Consider the following 16,680-nt stretch of genomic DNA (forward strand, 5'->3'; position numbering starts at 1 on the left):
CATTTTTTATCACTAAATTTATGAGTCAAATACTTTACAAACAAATTCAGCAATTTTACGATGCTTCTTCTGGTTTGTGGGAACAAATTTGGGGGGAACATATGCACCACGGTTATTATGGTGCAGATGGAAAACAGGTAAAAGAACGCCGTCAAGCACAAATTGATTTAATTGAAGAACTGCTAAAGTGGGCAGATGTTAAGGGCGCTGAAAATATCCTGGATGTGGGTTGTGGAATTGGTGGTAGTTCTTTATACTTGGCTGATAAGTTTGGGGCAAATGCAACAGGAATTACACTCAGTCCTGTACAAGCTGCTAGAGCGACAGAAAGGTCTTTGGCAATGAATTTGAGTCAGAAAACTAGATTCATGGTTGCCAATGCTCAAGAAATGCCTTTTGAGGATAATTCTTTTGATTTGGTGTGGTCACTGGAAAGTGGTGAGCATATGCCAGATAAAACTAAATTCTTACAAGAATGTTATCGCGTGTTGAAACCCGGTGGGACTTTGATTATGGTAACTTGGTGTCATCGGAATACAGACAAATTAGCACTGACACAGGATGAGCAAAAGCAGTTAGAAGATATTTATCGAGTTTATTGTTTACCCTATGTTATTTCTTTAGCAGAGTATGAAGCGATCGCTTGGCAATTACCATTAAATAATATTCGCACGGCTGATTGGTCAACCGCTGTTGCTCCTTTCTGGAATGTAGTAATTGATTCGGCTTTTACACCGCAAGCGTTTATAGGTTTATTAATGGCTGGTTGGACTACAATTCAGGGGGCATTATCTTTAGGGTTAATGCGTCGAGGTTATGAAAGCGGATTAATTCGGTTTGGATTATTACGAGGGACAAAAGAATTTAGAATTTAGAATTTAGAATTTAGAAAAATAACAAAAAATGAATCAGTTCTATCAACAAAATTCGGCTATTTCTCCAAAAAATTGGTTTTATTCTTTTTGGAAATTTTCCCGTCCCCATACAATTATGGGAACAAGTTTGAGTGTATTGGGGTTATATTTAATTACCCTTGGTGTCACTTCTACACCATTTTCTAGTTCGCATATTAGTCAAATTTTAGCAACATGGATTGCTTGCATAAGTGGCAATATTTATATTGTTGGTTTGAATCAATTAGAAGATATTGACATTGATAAAATCAATAAACCTGATTTACCTTTAGCGTCAGGAGAATTTACCAAAGGACAAGGACAATTAATTGTTATTATTGCTGGGATTGTTGCTTTAGCTTTAGCATGGCTAACTGGACCATTTTTAATGGGAATGGTAGGCATAAGTTTAGCAATTGGTACGGCTTATTCTTTACCACCAATTCGGTTAAAACAGTTTCCTTTTTGGGCAGCTTTGTGCATTTTTTCGGTGCGGGGAACAGTTGTTAATTTAGGTTTGTTTTTGCATTTTAGTTGGGTGTTGCAAAGAAGCCAAGGAATACCGGGTGCAGTTTGGGCTTTAACGGTGTTTATCTTAGTATTTACATTTGCGATCGCTATTTTCAAAGATATTCCTGATATGGAAGGAGATAGAACCTACAATATCACAACTTTCACCCTACAACTCGGACAACAAAAAGTATTTAGTCTCGCACTTTGGGTAATCACAATTTGTTATGTCGGCATGATTTTAGTAGGATTATTCCATCTTGCCGAAGTTAACAGCATTTTTGTATTAATCACCCATACAGTAACTTTAATTGTCTTGTGGTGGCAAGGTACTGGAGTTGATTTACAAGATAAAAAAGCAATTACTAATTTCTATCAATTTATCTGGAAATTGTTTTTTATTGAATATCTAATTTTCCCCATTTCCTGTTTATTAGCTTAAACTCATGTTAGAAACATTTCCCACATCTGATATTATCGCCATTTCTGTAGTCATTGCTGGTCTTGTTATCCTTGGTTATTTGAGTATCAAAACATTGATTACCTCGAATTTATTTCAGAAGGGTATCAATTTTTATCAAGCCAAAGATTATGAAAATGCCGAAATAGTTTTTAGAAAAGTCATTGCTATCAACTCTACCAATGATATGGTACGCTTGCTGTTAGGAGATATTTTAAATCACAAGGGACAAATTCCCGAAGCAAAAGCGTTATTCTGTGAAGTAATTGATAGCAGTCCTAAAAATCCTGATGCTTATTTACGTTTAGCAAATATTCTCATGCAGGAACAACAGGAAACTGAAGCAAAAAGTAATTTAGTTCAAGCAAAGGAATTATTGCAAAAACAGCGTCAACCAGAAAGAGCGAAAAAGGTAAGTCTTTTGTTAGATAAAATAAATGCTAAAAATGTCTGATAGCGTAGCGTGACGCGCTAACTCTGGATGAATCTTGTCCGCAGCGTCAACAACTTCCTTAGAGGTTGAAAGAACAAGAAGCTTGGCGACTGGAAGTCGCGGCTACACAGACAAAACCCACCTTCGTGGGTTAAGAAACTTTATTATTGGTTAGTCCACGCAGGTGGACTTCGCTTGTGTAGTAGCGAATTATATTCGCCCAAAGCTTTCAAACATCCTCTTAGCTATCTCATTCTCATTCTATATTTACTACAGCATCAATAGCCGCTTCTAATGCAATAGATACATGAGTCCAATGAGTCCCCCCTTGGCAATAAACAATATAAGGCTCACGCAATGGACCATCGGCTGATAATTCCAATGTACTGCCTTCAATAAATGTCCCCCCAGCCATGACTACTTGGCTTTCATAGCCTGGCATATCATCTGGTATGGGGTCGAGATAAGATCCGATAGGTGAAGACTGTTGAATGGCTTTGCAGAAGGCGATCAGTTTTTTGGCTGAACCAAGTTTAATTGCTTGAATCACGTCTCCTCTGGGCGCTAATGGGGGTGGGTTGACTGGATATCCGAGTTTATCAAATACGTATCCTGTCAAGTATGTTCCTTTCATGGCTTCCCCTACCATTTGCGGGGCTAAAAATAATCCTTGGAATAATAGGCGGTTTTGGTCAAAGGTTGCTCCTCCTTCGCTACCTATACCGGGGGCTGTTAGGCGACAAGCAGCGGCTTCTACTAGGTCTGCTTTACCTGCAATATAACCACCAGCACTCACGACTGTTCCTCCAGGATTTTTGATCAATGACCCAGCTATTAAGTCAGCACCAACATGGGTTGGTTCTTGGGTTTCTATGAATTCGCCATAACAGTTATCTACAAAACAAACTGTGTGGGGATTTTGCTGTTTAACTATGTAAACAATTTTCTCGATATCGGCTATGGAGAGGCTTGGCCGCCAGGAATATCCGCAGGAACGTTGAATTAAAACTAACTTTGTATTTTCAGTAATGCTAGTGTTTAAAGTCTGCCAATCTATTTTTCCTTCGGAAGTTAGTTCCAATTGGCGGTATTTTATGCCAAAATCAAGAAGAGAACCTTGGTCTTTTCCTCTTAAGCCAATCACCTCTTCTAAAGTATCGTAGGGAGAACCTGCCACTGCCAACATTTCATCCCCAGGCCGAAGAACACCATACAACGCACAAGCGATCGCATGAGTTCCCGAAACAAACTGCACTCGCACCACAGCAGCTTCAGCACCCATCACTTGGGCAAAAACTTTATCTAAAGTTTCTCGTCCTAAATCATCGTGTCCGTAGCCACTTACCCCGGCAAAATGGTGTGCGCCTACTCGATGATGACGAAAGGCATCTAATACTTGTTTAAGATTATGCTTGACCTGAGCGTCAATACCAGAAAAAATTTCTAATAGTGCCTGTTCTGCTTCCCGCAACTGTTCAAAGCTGTTCATCATTTCCTCATTCAAAAACATAAAATAGATATGCGGATTTTCGGATCGCGCAGACTAAGCTGCACAATTTCTATTCAGGTTACTGCATGACAATTGCTACTTCTAAACCTCCCATTAACTGGGTTAATACCCTATTTTTCGTTTCATTGCACGTCGGCGCTCTATTTGCCTTGATTCCTAGCAATTTTAGCTGGAGAGCAATAGGTGTTGCTTTATTGCTCTACTGGGTGACTGGAGGTTTAGGTATTACTTTGGGATATCACCGTCTTGTTACTCACCGGAGTTTTCAAACACCAAAATGGTTAGAGTATGTATTGGTGATTTTTGGGACACTATCTTGTGAAGGTGGTCCAATTGAATGGGTAGGTACACATCGGATACACCACTTACATTCTGATACCGAATCTGATCCCCATGATTCAAATCAAGGTTTCTGGTGGAGTCACATGGGTTGGATGATTCATTTCGCTCCCGCTCACAGTCAAGTTCCTCGCTTCACTAAAGACATTATTGATGACCCAGTTTATCAGTTTTTACAGAAAAATTTCATTTTCTTACAAATTGCCTTGGGCTTAGTCCTCTATTACTTTGGGGGCTGGTCAATGGTGGTTTGGGGAATTTTCGTAAGAATTATTTGGGTTTATCACTGTACCTGGTTAGTAAATAGTGCTACTCATAAGTTTGGTTACCGCACTTACGATTCTGGTGACCAGTCAACTAATTGTTGGTGGGTTGCTATCCTAGTTTTTGGTGAAGGTTGGCACAATAACCACCATGCGTTTCAATACTCTGCTCGTCATGGTTTGGAATGGTGGGAAATTGATATGACTTGGATGACTATTCAGTTATTACAATTACTAGGTTTAGCTACAAACGTGAAACTGGCAGAGAAAAAGGCATAGACAGATTTCATGCTCAAAGTCAATAGTTTTCTCGTCATTTTTTGGCTGGAAACTATTGACTTTTTGTGTTTATAACCAAAGCAATTTTGAAGAAAGAAAATTTTAATTGCCGACTATCTATCCTAAGTGGTTCTTAGGTTGCTATAATCTCAGAAATTAATGTTACAAAACTTTGCAAGTCAAGTTACTTTTTTTAGTAGCCTTGTCTAGCAGTCTGTTGTTTTTCAGGTATTCATGACTACATCAATCATCAAAAGTCAGGAAAAAGCGGTCTCCACAGACCTTGGTAAAGACCAAATCAAACTAAAACATATTATCAAAAGTCTACCCAAGGAATGTTTTCAGAAAAATAGCCGCAAAGCATGGACAACTGTAATTATCAGTTTATCTATGGCTGCATTAGGCTATTATTTCATAGCCATTTCCCCTTGGTTTCTTTTACCCCTAGCTTGGATTTTTACAGGAACTGCTTTAACAGGTTTTTTTGTCATTGGCCATGATTGCGCTCACCGTTCCTTTGCGAAACGTCGCTGGGTAAATGATTTAGTGGGACATTTCTTCATGATGTTCTTAATTTACCCTTTTCATAGCTGGCGCATTAAACATAATCATCACCATAAACATACCAATAAGCTAGACGAAGATAACGCTTGGCATCCTATTAGAACAGAAACTTTTGCAAGTTGGGGTAAAAATAGACAGACTGTGTTTGAGTTGTTTATTAGTAAACGTCTCTGGTGGGTAGGTTCAATTGGACATTGGGCCGTTGTGCATTTTGATTGGCGCAATTTCCAGAAAAAAGAACAAGCTAGTGTCAAGCTTTCTGTGGCTGTAGTAGCTGCTTTTGCCGCTATTGTTTTCCCAACTCTGATTATCACAACTGGTGTTGGGGGTTTTCTTAAATTCTGGGTTATTCCCTGGATGGTTTACCATTTCTGGATGAGTACCTTCACTATTGTTCACCACACTCTTCCAGATGTTCCTTTTTCGACTGCTGAGAAATGGAATGAAGCTTTAGCACAGTTATTCGGGACAGTTCATTGTGATTACCCCCGCTGGGTAGAAATTCTTTGTCACGATATTAATGTTCATGTTCCCCATCATATCTCGACTGCGATTCCTTCCTATAATTTACGGTTGGCTTACAGCAGTATCAAAGAAAACTGGAGTCCTTATCTGCATGATGAATATAAGTTCTCCTGGGATTTGATGAAAAAAATAACTAATGAATGTCAACTCTACAAAACTGATATAGGTTATATTACTTTTGACGGATATCGCAAAGAGAGATAATCAACCATCAGTAATGAATTTTGAAGTATGAATTAATTACTTACTTCTAATTTCATAGGTAATTTTTTCAGTTTGGCAATTAACCAAAATTGAAAATGTTTAGGTAAATTGCCAATATTTTCCAGTTTGCATTCTAGAGGTAACTAAATATTACCTCACTGATAATTTTTAATTTACAATTAACCAACCAACCCAGTGCAATTAGATACAATCCAGTTTAATCAAAACTCTAGTGCTGAATCTTCTGAAGGTCAAGAGAAATTACCGTTTACTCTTCAGGATTTAAAAGCTGCAATTCCTGCTGAATGTTTTCAGCCTAGCGTGACTAAATCACTTTATTATTTCTTCCGTGATGTTGCCATTGTTGCTGCGTTGTATGCACTGGCTAATTATCTAGATTCTTGGTATTTTTGGCCAGGTTTCTGGGTAATGCAAGGAACTATGTTTTGGGCTTTGTTTGTCGTTGGTCATGACTGCGGACACCAATCTTTTTCTAAGCATAAATGGTTAAATGATCTGGTTGGTCATATCACCCATACTTTCATTCTCGTTCCTTATCATGGTTGGAGAATTAGCCACAGAACCCACCATAAAAATACAGGCAGCTTGGAGAATGATGAAAGCTGGTATCCTGTCTCTGAATCGGAATATGATGAAATGCCTTTGTCGCAAAAAATAGGGCGTTTTAATTTGTTCTTATTGGCTTATCCAGTATATTTATTCAAGCGTTCTCCTGGTAAAGAAGGTTCTCACTTTTCCCCCAGCAGCCCACTGTTTAAGCCTTCAGAAAAATGGGACATTATCACTAGCACCACACTTTGGATTAGTATGGTAGCTTTGCTAGGTCTCTTCACCTATCAATTTGGTTTCATGTCGTTGTTAAAATACTACGCTGGACCATACATTGTCTTTATCATTTGGTTGGATATGGTGACTTTCTTGCACCACACTGAACCCGGAATTCCTTGGTATCGTGGTGAAGAATGGACTTTTTTGAAAGGGGCAATTTCTAGTGTTGACCGAGATTATGGAATTTTCAACCACATTCACCATGATATCGGGACTCATGTTGCTCACCACATTTTCCTGAATATGCCTCATTACAATTTGTTAAAAGCGACTGAAGCGATTAAACCAATTATGGGTGAGTATTTCCACGAGTCAAAGGAACCTGTTTGGAAGTCCTTATGGAATTCTGCTATCGGTTGTCATTTTGTTCCCGATACAGGTAGTAAGGTTTATTACACTTCTAAGAGTCAGAATACCAAGTAGTCGGTAGATTATTTAAATCAAGGAAGTCCGCTATTGCGGGCTTTTTTTATTTTAAATTTTCTTTAAAAGTGAAAATAGCGGATAATTATTCTCAAGACTCGGCATACTTAAATAGGGTTTGCTGATAGCGTGGCGTAAGCCATAAAAGTCTTTTCGTTAAGGTTGGTAGGGGCGTATTGCAATACGCCCCCTACGGCAGGAATCAGTACGGCTGTATAGCAATACGCCCCTACAGGAATCAATACGAACATATAGCAATACGCCCGTACAGAAATCAGTACGAACATATAGCAATACGCCCGTACTGAACCACGTTCGCGGAGCGTCCCGTCAGGGATAGGAGCGAAGGACACGAAGGAAGAAGGAAGAAGGAAGAGGTGAAAATGCAAGGGTTTTAAACATCTATTGTCAATAATCTTGCACTTGTTTGCTTATAAAACCCTGTAAACCTTTATCTATCAACGCTTTTACTTTCTTTCAGCAAGCCTTAAATATAAGGGAAAAATTAAAAAACCACTCTTGACATGAAGGTAAGAAAGCAAAAATGAGACGTAAACCTAGTAATAAATCAACTAATACTCCTAAACCCTCTATTTTTTCATCCTCGACCTTTAACTTCGCTACTATTGCCCTTTTAGGAGGGGTGATGATTTTGGGAATTGGGATTGGGATTGCGTTTAGTTCTACAACTACCTTGAGTTCATCAAATGTGGCTTCCCGTGAGTTCATTGACACCAGAGCGCCAAATCCTGAGCTTTGCGTGCAGTTTGGATCTAGTGCCATGGTGATGGATGCTAGACTATTTGTAACTCTTAATCCATTTAATGTCTTTGTTGCCCAGCCAAATATCCGTCCTGGATGTGTAATTCGTCAAAATAACTGGGCAATTTTGGAAAATAAAAAACTTGTAACATCAGATCAGGTACGAGAATGTAAGAATCGTTTGAATACCTTTGGCTTTACGGGTGACTTAAACAGTGAAAAGCCAGATATTAGATGTATTTATCAAAATGAATCGGCTCAAAATTTCTTTTTATCTCAACCAGGGGCTGTGGGAAGTCCACAAGATACGGAAAGATTTTAAATAGCATTAGTCATTAGTCATTAGTCATTAGTCATTAGTCATTGGTCATTAGTCATTAGTCATGTTAATTAGAAGAAAGGATATTCCAATGAATAGTAATCTCAAGACTGGATTTTTGTTATTCGTCTTAATTCGACAAATATTTTTCAGACGATAACTGGTTTCAATGCCAAATCTTTTTCGATAATCTTGATAGATATAATTTAAATTTGTTTTGACCTTATAAGCAACATAAACAAAGTATTGAACCCCATGCTTTTTATGCTTTCCCTTTCTATATTTACAGACGATCCATAAATCAAATGTGACAAAATCATCTTTGTCTCTTGTAATAGTATAGGTAGTTTTATAACTTTTTTTACCCTTGAGGAATTGTTTGATTCCTCCTTTTTTTCCAGTCTTGATAGCAGGCATAAGAAAGGGAATATCTAATGCCTGTAACCATCTAATTACAGGAGTATTAAAAAATCCCCTATCCAAATAGAGTTTTTTTACATTTATTTTTAGGGATTCAAGTTCTGCTAATAAATAAGTAATTAAAGCCACACTAGTATCTAATTGGCGAACACCTCTTATTGCTAGAGTTACACGCTTATTATTACTAATAACATATAAAGTGGCATAGGCATAAAATGAATTAGTACCAGATTTAGCTTCACTTCGATATATGTAGGGTAATTCTGACGATGTTGGTTGACCATAATAACAAATTAAATTTAAATCAATCGCTATTTTCAAACACCCTTTTTTTAATCCTAAAGGAATTCGACTTTTTAATGCTTGATTTATTTGCGCTTCTAATTCCTCAAAATTGTTAATTTTATTGAGATGATATCTAATATCATTAGCTGTCGGAATATTTTTTAACAATTTAGCTGTGTTTTCAATACTGTCTCCAGTGCTGGCTGCTTTAACCAGAATCTCGAATAAAGTTTGTTGGTCACAGGCTCCTTGCGTTTCAATCGAAAAATTTTCTACTAAACACTGAATAACCTCATCAAGAGTTTCTGAGTCGGTTAAAACGAGTTCTTCTGTAGACTCGCCCCGCGTGGCTTTTGTTAGAGATGAAATAGTCATTAGTCATTAGTCATTAGGTCATTAGTCATTAGTCATTAGTCATTGGTCATTAGTCATTAGTCATTAGTTAGGGCTTGCAAAAAGAAAACAAAAGCAGTGATAGATAAAGGTTTACAGAGTTTTACACTCAAAAAAGTGCAAGATTATTAACAATAGACGTTTAAAACCCTGGCATTTTAATTAAAAATAACTGCGTAAATTCGAGGGCTAATTGTCCAACTCTTCTCTTCCTTCTTCCTTCGTGTCCTTCGCTCCTTCGTGGTTCAGTAAGGGCGTATTACAATACGCCCCTACTTCATTAAAAGATTTCTATGGCTTACGCTACGCTATCAGCAAGCCCTAGTCAGGAGTTAGGAAAACTACCCAATTCCCCAATTTACTTAATCACGACCATTGATAGCAATAAGCAAGCGTAAGATAAAGACAAATAAGTTGATGTAGGTGAGGTACATTGACAAAGCTGCTGGTAAATACTCATCATTGCGGTAAGTGCGGGGCAAGATGTAAAAATCAACTACTGATGCTCCCGCAAAGAGAAATACACCTATACCAGAGATACCAATTTCTAACCAACTGGGTGTATAAACACCAAACAAGGCAAAGACAAATTGGAGCAGACAAACCACCAATAAGGCAACAATCCCCAAACTAATGGTTTTTGTCAAAGCCATACCGTCTGCTTCCGAAAGGTTAGAACCGATTTTTCGGGCAACAATGAAGGTAATGCCACAACTTAAAGCAGCAATAGCAATACCTTGAATACCTACCCCTTGGGTTCTCAAAGCTACAAATACCAAGCCACTCAAGGTATATCCAGATAATAGACTGTAAATACCCAATAGGGGCAAGGCTAGGGCTTTGTTACCTTTTGATGCCACATTTTGGGCAACGAAAAACAAAATTAACTCTAGAATTACTGCTACAATAAATGTAGGAAAAAAGAGTCCAGGGTTATTGCGGATAACACCTAAACCACCATAAGTTCCGAATGCTGTCAGCACCAATCCACCACCGACATAGGGCAGGGCGTTAGCGATGACATTAGGCCCAATGATGCCATGAGTTCTGGCCTCACGGAAAGCTTCACGAAAATTGCTGGAATTACTCATATCTAAAAACTGCCAAAAGATATAGAAATTGAAGAAAATAACTAACTAATTTCTATTGTTACAAATTTTTGGGTGAAGAAACCAGTAGAGAAATCCGTTAATTTAAAATTTTTGGCTGGGTAAAGGTTGACCAAATTCGATAATGGGAATTTCTTTAGGGTTACTTGGGGAAATATTATTATTTCCTAAAGGTGTGGACAACATAGCGGAAGGCAGAGGTGAATTGATAATTGGTGGAGGGTTTTGAGAATTTAAAGGTGGTACTGTGATTAAGGGTTGTTGGGAGTTAGTTGTCAGGTTTGTGGATGGTGGTAGGGTAGTAGACGGTGTGAGTAAAAGACTGTTGGCGGGAGAATAAGAAATATGGGGTTTTAATACCCAGCGCGTGGGTTTTTGTCGAGAAAGAGGTTGAAGTTGTACTTGGTTGGGTTGGAACTGAGTTTCTGGTGCTAGATCAAGAACTATCCGAGTGATATTTTCATTAAGTTGGGAAATACGAATTCTCTGAATTGCACCTGAATATTCTTTTTGGGTAAGGACTTTACCTAATTTGGTATTAGGCAAATCGAGAACCAGACGTGGTGGTTGAGGTAAGTAAAAATACTTTGGTGTTGCGGTAGCGGAGAGGTTGATTTCTAATTGCTGGGCTTTGGGGTTAAATTCCCAACTATTAAGTTGTGCGACTGTTTGAGCAATGCTGATGTTAGGGGTAAGAGTAATTAAGCCAAATAAACTTACGCCAATAGATGGAAGAATTTGATTAGTTCTAGTTTTCATAATTCAGTGGTTTTTTGCTTTGGCATCTGGTAGGTATCTAATTATATCTAATGGCTAAGTGTTGTTGGCTATGACTTTTAACGTTTGAATAATACAAGGACGGGCAGGATGCCCATCCCACAAGATTGGATAGCGTAAGCGCTGCTGCAAGCAGTTCATTTTTTGTGGAGTTCTCTTAGTAAAAATTATGAATTACTGGTTACTTCTTGGACATTAACTGCTGGTAAGAGGGCAGTAAGGTGTGAGGTAACTTGACTGTGACGACGGGTAATGAGTAATGAAGAACGACATTGGATGGCGAGTTGATCTGTGTATCTTCCCAGGGTTTGACGTTCTATTCCCCACAGACGGCTAGTGCCAACAATGGTGAGATCAACATTTTCTGAGGCTGTAACTACCGCTTGGATTGGTTCTGGGGATGTAACGGTTTTGATTTCAATGCGATCGCGGACAGTCTTAGGTAATCGTTCAATCATGGCGTTGAGTTCATAACTTAATTCGTCTTGGGCATGAGTGCCTGTAAATACTTGTAAAACTTGTAACATACAAGTATCACGGTTAATGAGCATTCTCAAGGCGATAATTAATGCTAAATCGTCATGAATGTTCGCTGAGTAAGGAACTAAGATACTTTCTAAGCGATCGCCACCTTTATCTACAAATACGGCTACATCTACTGGTGTAGTGCTGAGAATTTGTCCGACTCTTCCCCCTAAACGATTGTTACTAAAAGCTGGACGATGCCAGCCGACAAGAACTAAATCTGGTTGTTCAATTTTGGCTATCTGTGCTGTTTCTCTGGCGACATTGGTAGATATGCGAACTATGGGATGAATACAGGAACGTGTCAGTGATGGTTCTAGGGTATTGATTAATTCTTCTAGTTTTTGGCGACGTTCGGCAATGAGTCTGTCAGCTTCAGTTGGGGTACTTTCAAAGCCATAGTCTTCTTCTAGTTCAATGAAACTCAAGGGATAAACAATAGCAGGTTGTCGGTTGTTAACGGCGATCGCTGTTGCTAACTGTAACAAACCTTTTTGGGCGCTGGGATTAGCCACTGGGACTAACATCCGATATGGGATAATTTGAGGTTCTCTGATTTCTGGTGCTGTTTCTGGTTGTATTTCTGCTTCTGGTTCAACCATATCTAATCTGATCAGGCGTTTGGGATATGTCCATTCCAGTAATGGTGAAGTCATGAATGTTGTCACCAAAGCCATAATTACTAACATGGTAAAAAGTAAGGGTGTAATTACGCCTAACTCTAAACCAATATTTAGGACAATTAACTCAGTTAAACCGCGAGTATTCATTAACCAACCCAAGGCTGAAGATTCGCGTTTGTCAATGCCACTAATCCGAGCAGCTACATAAGCACCTGTATATTTACCTCCAATTGCTACTAATAAAATCAAGGCAGATAATAGCCATAATTTAGGAGTGTTGAGTAAACCAATTTGTGTCTTTAAACCACTGTAAGCAAAGAAGATTGGTAAAAGAAAGATGAGAACAAAATCTTCAGTTTTTATGGCTAATTCTCTAACTAATTCTTCATCTTTGGGCATGACTGCGCCTAATAAGAATGCGCCAAAAATGAGGTGAATGCCGATAAATTCAGTAATTAGGGCCGAGGAAACAACTCCCATATAAATGATAGCCAAAACCAATTGACTCAAACGCCCAGCCCGACGATGATGTTTACTCAAACGTTTGAGAAACCACCGTCCGACTGTAAACATGAAGCCAATATAAGCAATGCTTTCAATAATGGTGAGAACAGCTTGTTGATCAATGCTACCGTGACGAGCAACGGCGATCGCTATGGCTAAAATACACCAAGCTGTGACATCATCTACAGCCGCGCAAGTTAAGGCTAATGTCCCTAAACGAGTTCCCTGTAAGTTATTCTCGGTGATAATTCTCGCCAATACTGGAAAGGCGGTAATTGACATTGCTGCCCCTAAAAACAAGGCAAAAGGGAAAAAGTTTACATGGGTACTAGAAACTAAGGGATAAAGCAGTAAAGATAGGACAAAAGCCGAAGCAAAGGGAACAATAATACTAAGATTGGAGATAAGAATGGCAGTTTTTAAGTTACCACTCAGATATTTGGGATTTAATTCCAAACCAATCAGAAACATGAAAAATATTAGCCCTATTTGCGATAAAACATTCAAATAAGGCATTGTTTCTGGTGGAAACAGGCTATGTGCTAAATTGGGAGCAATTAAACCAAATAATGAGGGACCAAGCATGATACCGGCGAAGATTTCGCCAATTACCAATGGTTGTTTAATTGATTTGAATCCCAGTCCGACAAGTCGGGAGAGTCCAATAACAATTAACACCTCAACTAGAACGAGAACAACTGTGTGCATAATTTGCCTACCAACGACTATCCGGGTTCACTATGATAATTCTTTATAAGAGTGTAAATTGTCAACCTTACTAGATACATTCTCGACTATTTTTATTAATTTAAGATGTTAATTATTGTTGCTTTACTATCTGAATTATTCAAAAAAATCAGTATTAATTTATTGTTAACCTGCAAATAAACTTGAGAATTAACCAGCATAAAACCCATATCAAGAGAATAAAGTGGTCAGAACCTTTGATCAATCAATTATTTCCTTGAAAACGGGAATAATACCCCATAAATAGGAAAACAATCCTACAGCTAAGAGGTTAGAAAAATATCTCAGTTGTAATGTGTAATACTTCTGTAGTAAATGCTGAAAGAATCCAGCGAAAACATGGATATTGGTGACGATTTTCCGGCAAATGCACCTATATTTTTGATGATTACCCACAATCCCCAGCCATAAATTTCAGTATCAGGTCTAAATATCAGAAAAACTGCTATTAGTTACGGCTGGGTTAGGAAAAAATTTATGTTCATAGTCAAAAAAATGTACATAAGGCGTTAAATTTTGTTAAGATTGTATACGGCGTTAGCTTTGCCCCTTTTCCTACCCACGAAACACTTCATGCTGCGATTAGAACATATCAGTAAAATTTATCCTACAGGCGAAGTTCTTAAAGATATCAACTGGGAAGTCAAACCAGGAGATAGGATTGGTTTGGTTGGCGTTAACGGTGCGGGTAAATCCACCCAACTAAAAATTATCTCTGGGGAGATTGAACCCACCGCTGGAGAAATTGTTCGTCCCTCCAGCCTACATATAGCTTATCTTAACCAAGAGTTTGAGGTTGACCCCACTCGCACAGTCAGAGAAGAATTTTGGACTGTCTTTCAAGAAGCAAACGAAGTGCAGAAGGCTTTAGCTCACATCCCTCATGAGATGGAAACTGCTAATCCAGACGAGTTAGATGAACTCATCCATCAGTTAGATCGGTTACAGCGTCAATTTGAAGCTTTGGACGGATACAACTTAGACTCCAGAATTGGTAAGATATTACCAGAGATGGGATTTCAGCTAGAAGATAGCGATCGCCTAGTTAGTGCCTTCTCTGGTGGTTGGCAAATGCGGATGAGTTTAGGAAAAATTCTCCTGCAAAAACCCGACTTGTTACTGCTGGATGAACCGACAAACCACTTAGATTTAGAAACCATTGAGTGGCTAGAGAATTACCTGAGAGGTTTAATTACCCCAATGGTGATAGTTTCCCATGACCGGGAATTTTTAGATCGTCTTTGTAACCAAATTGTCGAAACTGAACGGGGTGTTTCCAGTTCTTACCTTGGTAATTACTCATCCTACCTCCAACAAAAAGCGGAAAATCAGTATGCACAACTGAACGCTTACGAACGTCAACAAAAAGAATTAGAAAAACAACAAGCGTTTGTAGAAAAATTCCGTGCTAGTGCTACTCGCAGTACCCAGGCTAAAAGTAGAGAAAAGCAACTAGATAAAATCGAACGCGTCGAAGCACCAACAGGGGGAATGAGAACCCTGCATTTCCGTTTTCCTGATGCAACTCGTAGCGGTAGAGAAGTAGTAGAAATTAAGGATTTAACTCATGTTTATGGGGAGAAAATTCTGTTTTTATCGGCAAATCTTTTAGTCGAAAGAGGAGACAGAATTGCGTTTCTCGGTCCTAATGGTGCGGGTAAATCCACACTGTTGAAAATTATGATGGGTGTTGAACCACCCACAGAAGGGATTGTTAAATTAGGTGATCACAACGTTATTCCTGGTTACTTTGAGCAAAACCAAGCGGAAGCGTTGGATTTAAATAAAACCGTCATGCAAACTATCCATGATGAAGTTCCCGACTGGACAAACGAAGAAGTCCGCACACTGTTAGGAAGATTCTTATTTACCGGTGATATGGTATTTAAGAAAGTTGGGGCATTGAGTGGAGGTGAAAAAGCTCGGTTAGCCTTGGCAAAAATGCTTTTAGTTCCAGCGAATTTAATCATTTTAGATGAGCCTACCAATCACTTAGATATTCCGGCGAAGGAAATGATGGAAGAGGCTTTACAAAACTATGACGGTACAGCCCTTGTAGTTTCCCATGACCGTTATTTTATCTCCCAAGTAGCTAATAAAATCGTTGAAATTCGTGATGGTGAATTCCGCGTTTATTTAGGAGATTATCACTACTATCTCGATAAGAAAGCTGAAGAGAAAGAACAAGCAGAGTTAGCAGCAATGGAAGCACAAAAGTCTGCTAAAAAAGCCGCTAAAGCTGCAAAAGCTGGAGCAAAAGGTAAATAAGAAGATCCCCGACTTCTCCAAGAAGTCGGGGATCTAAATTCTGAATCGAATTATTTAATTAATTTTCATAAATCAAATATGATTGGTATAAAAGAGTTATGAACCCCAAATATAGCTAAAATCTATGATTCAAACTACTGTAAAGCGGCTCACTTTTGCAGAGTACCTAACTTATAATGATGGTACAGATAACAAATATGAATTAGTTAATGGGGAATTAGTATTAATGCCACCGGCTGTATTTCGACACGCTACTATTATAAATTTAATTTACATAGCTTTTTATTTAGAAATTCAACGTTTAGGTTTAGACTGGTTAGTAATGCCTGGTACAGTAGGCGTAAAAACGACTTTAAATAAATCCCGTATTCCTGACGTTTCCGTCATTAGGGGTGAAGAATGGCGACAAAATCCTCCTGATGCTCCTGCGGTTTTAGAAACTGCGCCATTATTAGTAGTAGAAATTGTGAGTGAAGGTTCGATAAATACTGATTATCGCCGAAAACGGACAGAATATGCGATTAGAGAAATCCCTGAATATTGGATTGTAGATCCGATTAATGCTAAAGTTTCTATATTATTATTAGATGAAGGATTTTACAATGTTGTGGAATTTATAGATAATCAAAAAATTGTTTCTCAGACATTTACTGAATTGGATTTAACAGTACAACAAATATTGAGTGTATAAAGCTA

The 16,680-nt window shown here is 38.4% G+C and carries 14 protein-coding genes; 9 read left to right on the plus strand and 5 right to left on the minus strand.

The window, feature by feature from the left end:
• The first annotated feature begins 20 nt into the window (after window positions 1–20).
• The 3 genes from EZY12_14640 to EZY12_14650 are packed head-to-tail and all read left to right on the plus strand — an operon-like array spanning window position 21 to window position 2,317.
• The gene (locus EZY12_14640; protein ID QSX66081.1) at window positions 21–875 is read left to right on the plus strand and encodes a methyltransferase domain-containing protein; all 855 of its coding nucleotides are present in this window, start codon (window positions 21–23) and stop codon (window positions 873–875) included.
• Window positions 876–903: 28 nt separating this feature from the next.
• The gene (locus EZY12_14645; GenBank protein QSX66082.1) at window positions 904–1,845 is read left to right on the plus strand and encodes a homogentisate phytyltransferase; all 942 of its coding nucleotides are present in this window, start codon (window positions 904–906) and stop codon (window positions 1,843–1,845) included.
• A 4-nt stretch (window positions 1,846–1,849) separates the two neighbouring features.
• Window positions 1,850–2,317, plus strand: coding sequence for a hypothetical protein (locus tag EZY12_14650; GenBank protein QSX66083.1), 468 nt, complete (start codon window positions 1,850–1,852; stop codon window positions 2,315–2,317).
• Between the two features lie 235 nt (window positions 2,318–2,552).
• Here EZY12_14650 and EZY12_14655 read toward each other — a convergent pair whose 3' ends face one another.
• Window positions 2,553–3,785 (minus strand): methionine gamma-lyase family protein, encoded by a 1,233-nt coding sequence (locus EZY12_14655; protein ID QSX70678.1) that lies wholly within the window; start codon window positions 3,783–3,785, stop codon window positions 2,553–2,555.
• Between the two features lie 86 nt (window positions 3,786–3,871).
• Here EZY12_14655 and EZY12_14660 point away from each other — a divergent pair, with 86 nt between their 5' ends.
• From EZY12_14660 to EZY12_14675, 4 genes are all read left to right on the plus strand, one after another.
• Window positions 3,872–4,687 carry an acyl-CoA desaturase gene (locus EZY12_14660; GenBank protein ID QSX66084.1) on the plus strand — a complete coding sequence of 272 codons (816 nt, stop codon included), beginning with the start codon at window positions 3,872–3,874 and terminating at the stop codon, window positions 4,685–4,687.
• A gap of 234 nt (window positions 4,688–4,921) precedes the next feature.
• A complete protein-coding gene (locus EZY12_14665; protein QSX66085.1) occupies window positions 4,922–5,980 on the plus strand; it encodes a fatty acid desaturase in 1,059 nt (352 codons plus the stop codon).
• A 195-nt stretch (window positions 5,981–6,175) separates the two neighbouring features.
• Entirely contained in the window at window positions 6,176–7,252 is a 1,077-nt protein-coding gene (locus EZY12_14670; GenBank protein ID QSX66086.1) for a fatty acid desaturase, read from the plus strand.
• A gap of 544 nt (window positions 7,253–7,796) precedes the next feature.
• Window positions 7,797–8,336, plus strand: coding sequence for a DUF3172 domain-containing protein (locus EZY12_14675; protein QSX66087.1), 540 nt, complete (start codon window positions 7,797–7,799; stop codon window positions 8,334–8,336).
• Window positions 8,337–8,384: 48 nt separating this feature from the next.
• Here the strand turns inward: EZY12_14675 and EZY12_14680 are convergent, their stop codons facing one another.
• The 4 genes from EZY12_14680 to EZY12_14695 form a co-directional block, all read right to left on the minus strand.
• Window positions 8,385–9,413, minus strand: a complete 1,029-nt coding sequence (locus EZY12_14680) for an ISH3 family transposase (GenBank protein ID QSX66088.1) — start codon at window positions 9,411–9,413, stop codon at window positions 8,385–8,387.
• A 380-nt stretch (window positions 9,414–9,793) separates the two neighbouring features.
• Window positions 9,794–10,522, minus strand: coding sequence for a US12 family protein (locus EZY12_14685; GenBank protein QSX66089.1), 729 nt, complete (start codon window positions 10,520–10,522; stop codon window positions 9,794–9,796).
• A 102-nt stretch (window positions 10,523–10,624) separates the two neighbouring features.
• Window positions 10,625–11,299 (minus strand): AMIN domain-containing protein, encoded by a 675-nt coding sequence (locus tag EZY12_14690; GenBank protein QSX66090.1) that lies wholly within the window; start codon window positions 11,297–11,299, stop codon window positions 10,625–10,627.
• Window positions 11,300–11,484: 185 nt separating this feature from the next.
• Complete coding sequence (locus tag EZY12_14695) at window positions 11,485–13,677, minus strand: cation:proton antiporter (GenBank protein QSX66091.1); 2,193 nt, start codon at window positions 13,675–13,677, stop codon at window positions 11,485–11,487.
• A 612-nt stretch (window positions 13,678–14,289) separates the two neighbouring features.
• Between EZY12_14695 and EZY12_14700 the strand changes: the two genes are divergently transcribed.
• Both EZY12_14700 and EZY12_14705 read left to right on the plus strand, forming a co-directional pair.
• Window positions 14,290–15,984 carry an ABC-F family ATP-binding cassette domain-containing protein gene (locus tag EZY12_14700; protein ID QSX66092.1) on the plus strand — a complete coding sequence of 565 codons (1,695 nt, stop codon included), beginning with the start codon at window positions 14,290–14,292 and terminating at the stop codon, window positions 15,982–15,984.
• A 124-nt stretch (window positions 15,985–16,108) separates the two neighbouring features.
• Window positions 16,109–16,675 carry a Uma2 family endonuclease gene (locus tag EZY12_14705; GenBank protein ID QSX66093.1) on the plus strand — a complete coding sequence of 189 codons (567 nt, stop codon included), beginning with the start codon at window positions 16,109–16,111 and terminating at the stop codon, window positions 16,673–16,675.
• The last annotated feature ends 5 nt before the right edge of the window (window positions 16,676–16,680 follow it).

The organism is Dolichospermum sp. DET69, from assembly GCA_017355425.1.
GTDB lineage: Bacteria > Cyanobacteriota > Cyanobacteriia > Cyanobacteriales > Nostocaceae > Dolichospermum.

Bases quoted from the DNA above. Each gene is read 5' to 3' on its own strand.
- EZY12_14640 (QSX66081.1), top strand. From the start codon at position 21: ATGAGTCAAATACTTTACAAACAAATTCAGCAATTTTACGATGCTTCT.
- EZY12_14645 (QSX66082.1), top strand. From the start codon at position 904: ATGAATCAGTTCTATCAACAAAATTCGGCTATTTCTCCAAAAAATTGG.
- EZY12_14650 (QSX66083.1), top strand. From the start codon at position 1,850: ATGTTAGAAACATTTCCCACATCTGATATTATCGCCATTTCTGTAGTC.
- EZY12_14655 (QSX70678.1), bottom strand. From the start codon at position 3,785: ATGAACAGCTTTGAACAGTTGCGGGAAGCAGAACAGGCACTATTAGAA.
- EZY12_14660 (QSX66084.1), top strand. From the start codon at position 3,872: ATGACAATTGCTACTTCTAAACCTCCCATTAACTGGGTTAATACCCTA.
- EZY12_14665 (QSX66085.1), top strand. From the start codon at position 4,922: ATGACTACATCAATCATCAAAAGTCAGGAAAAAGCGGTCTCCACAGAC.
- EZY12_14675 (QSX66087.1), top strand. From the start codon at position 7,797: ATGAGACGTAAACCTAGTAATAAATCAACTAATACTCCTAAACCCTCT.
- EZY12_14680 (QSX66088.1), bottom strand. From the start codon at position 9,413: ATGACTATTTCATCTCTAACAAAAGCCACGCGGGGCGAGTCTACAGAA.
- EZY12_14685 (QSX66089.1), bottom strand. From the start codon at position 10,522: ATGAGTAATTCCAGCAATTTTCGTGAAGCTTTCCGTGAGGCCAGAACT.
- EZY12_14690 (QSX66090.1), bottom strand. From the start codon at position 11,299: ATGAAAACTAGAACTAATCAAATTCTTCCATCTATTGGCGTAAGTTTA.
- EZY12_14695 (QSX66091.1), bottom strand. From the start codon at position 13,677: ATGCACACAGTTGTTCTCGTTCTAGTTGAGGTGTTAATTGTTATTGGA.
- EZY12_14700 (QSX66092.1), top strand. From the start codon at position 14,290: ATGCTGCGATTAGAACATATCAGTAAAATTTATCCTACAGGCGAAGTT.
- EZY12_14705 (QSX66093.1), top strand. From the start codon at position 16,109: ATGATTCAAACTACTGTAAAGCGGCTCACTTTTGCAGAGTACCTAACT.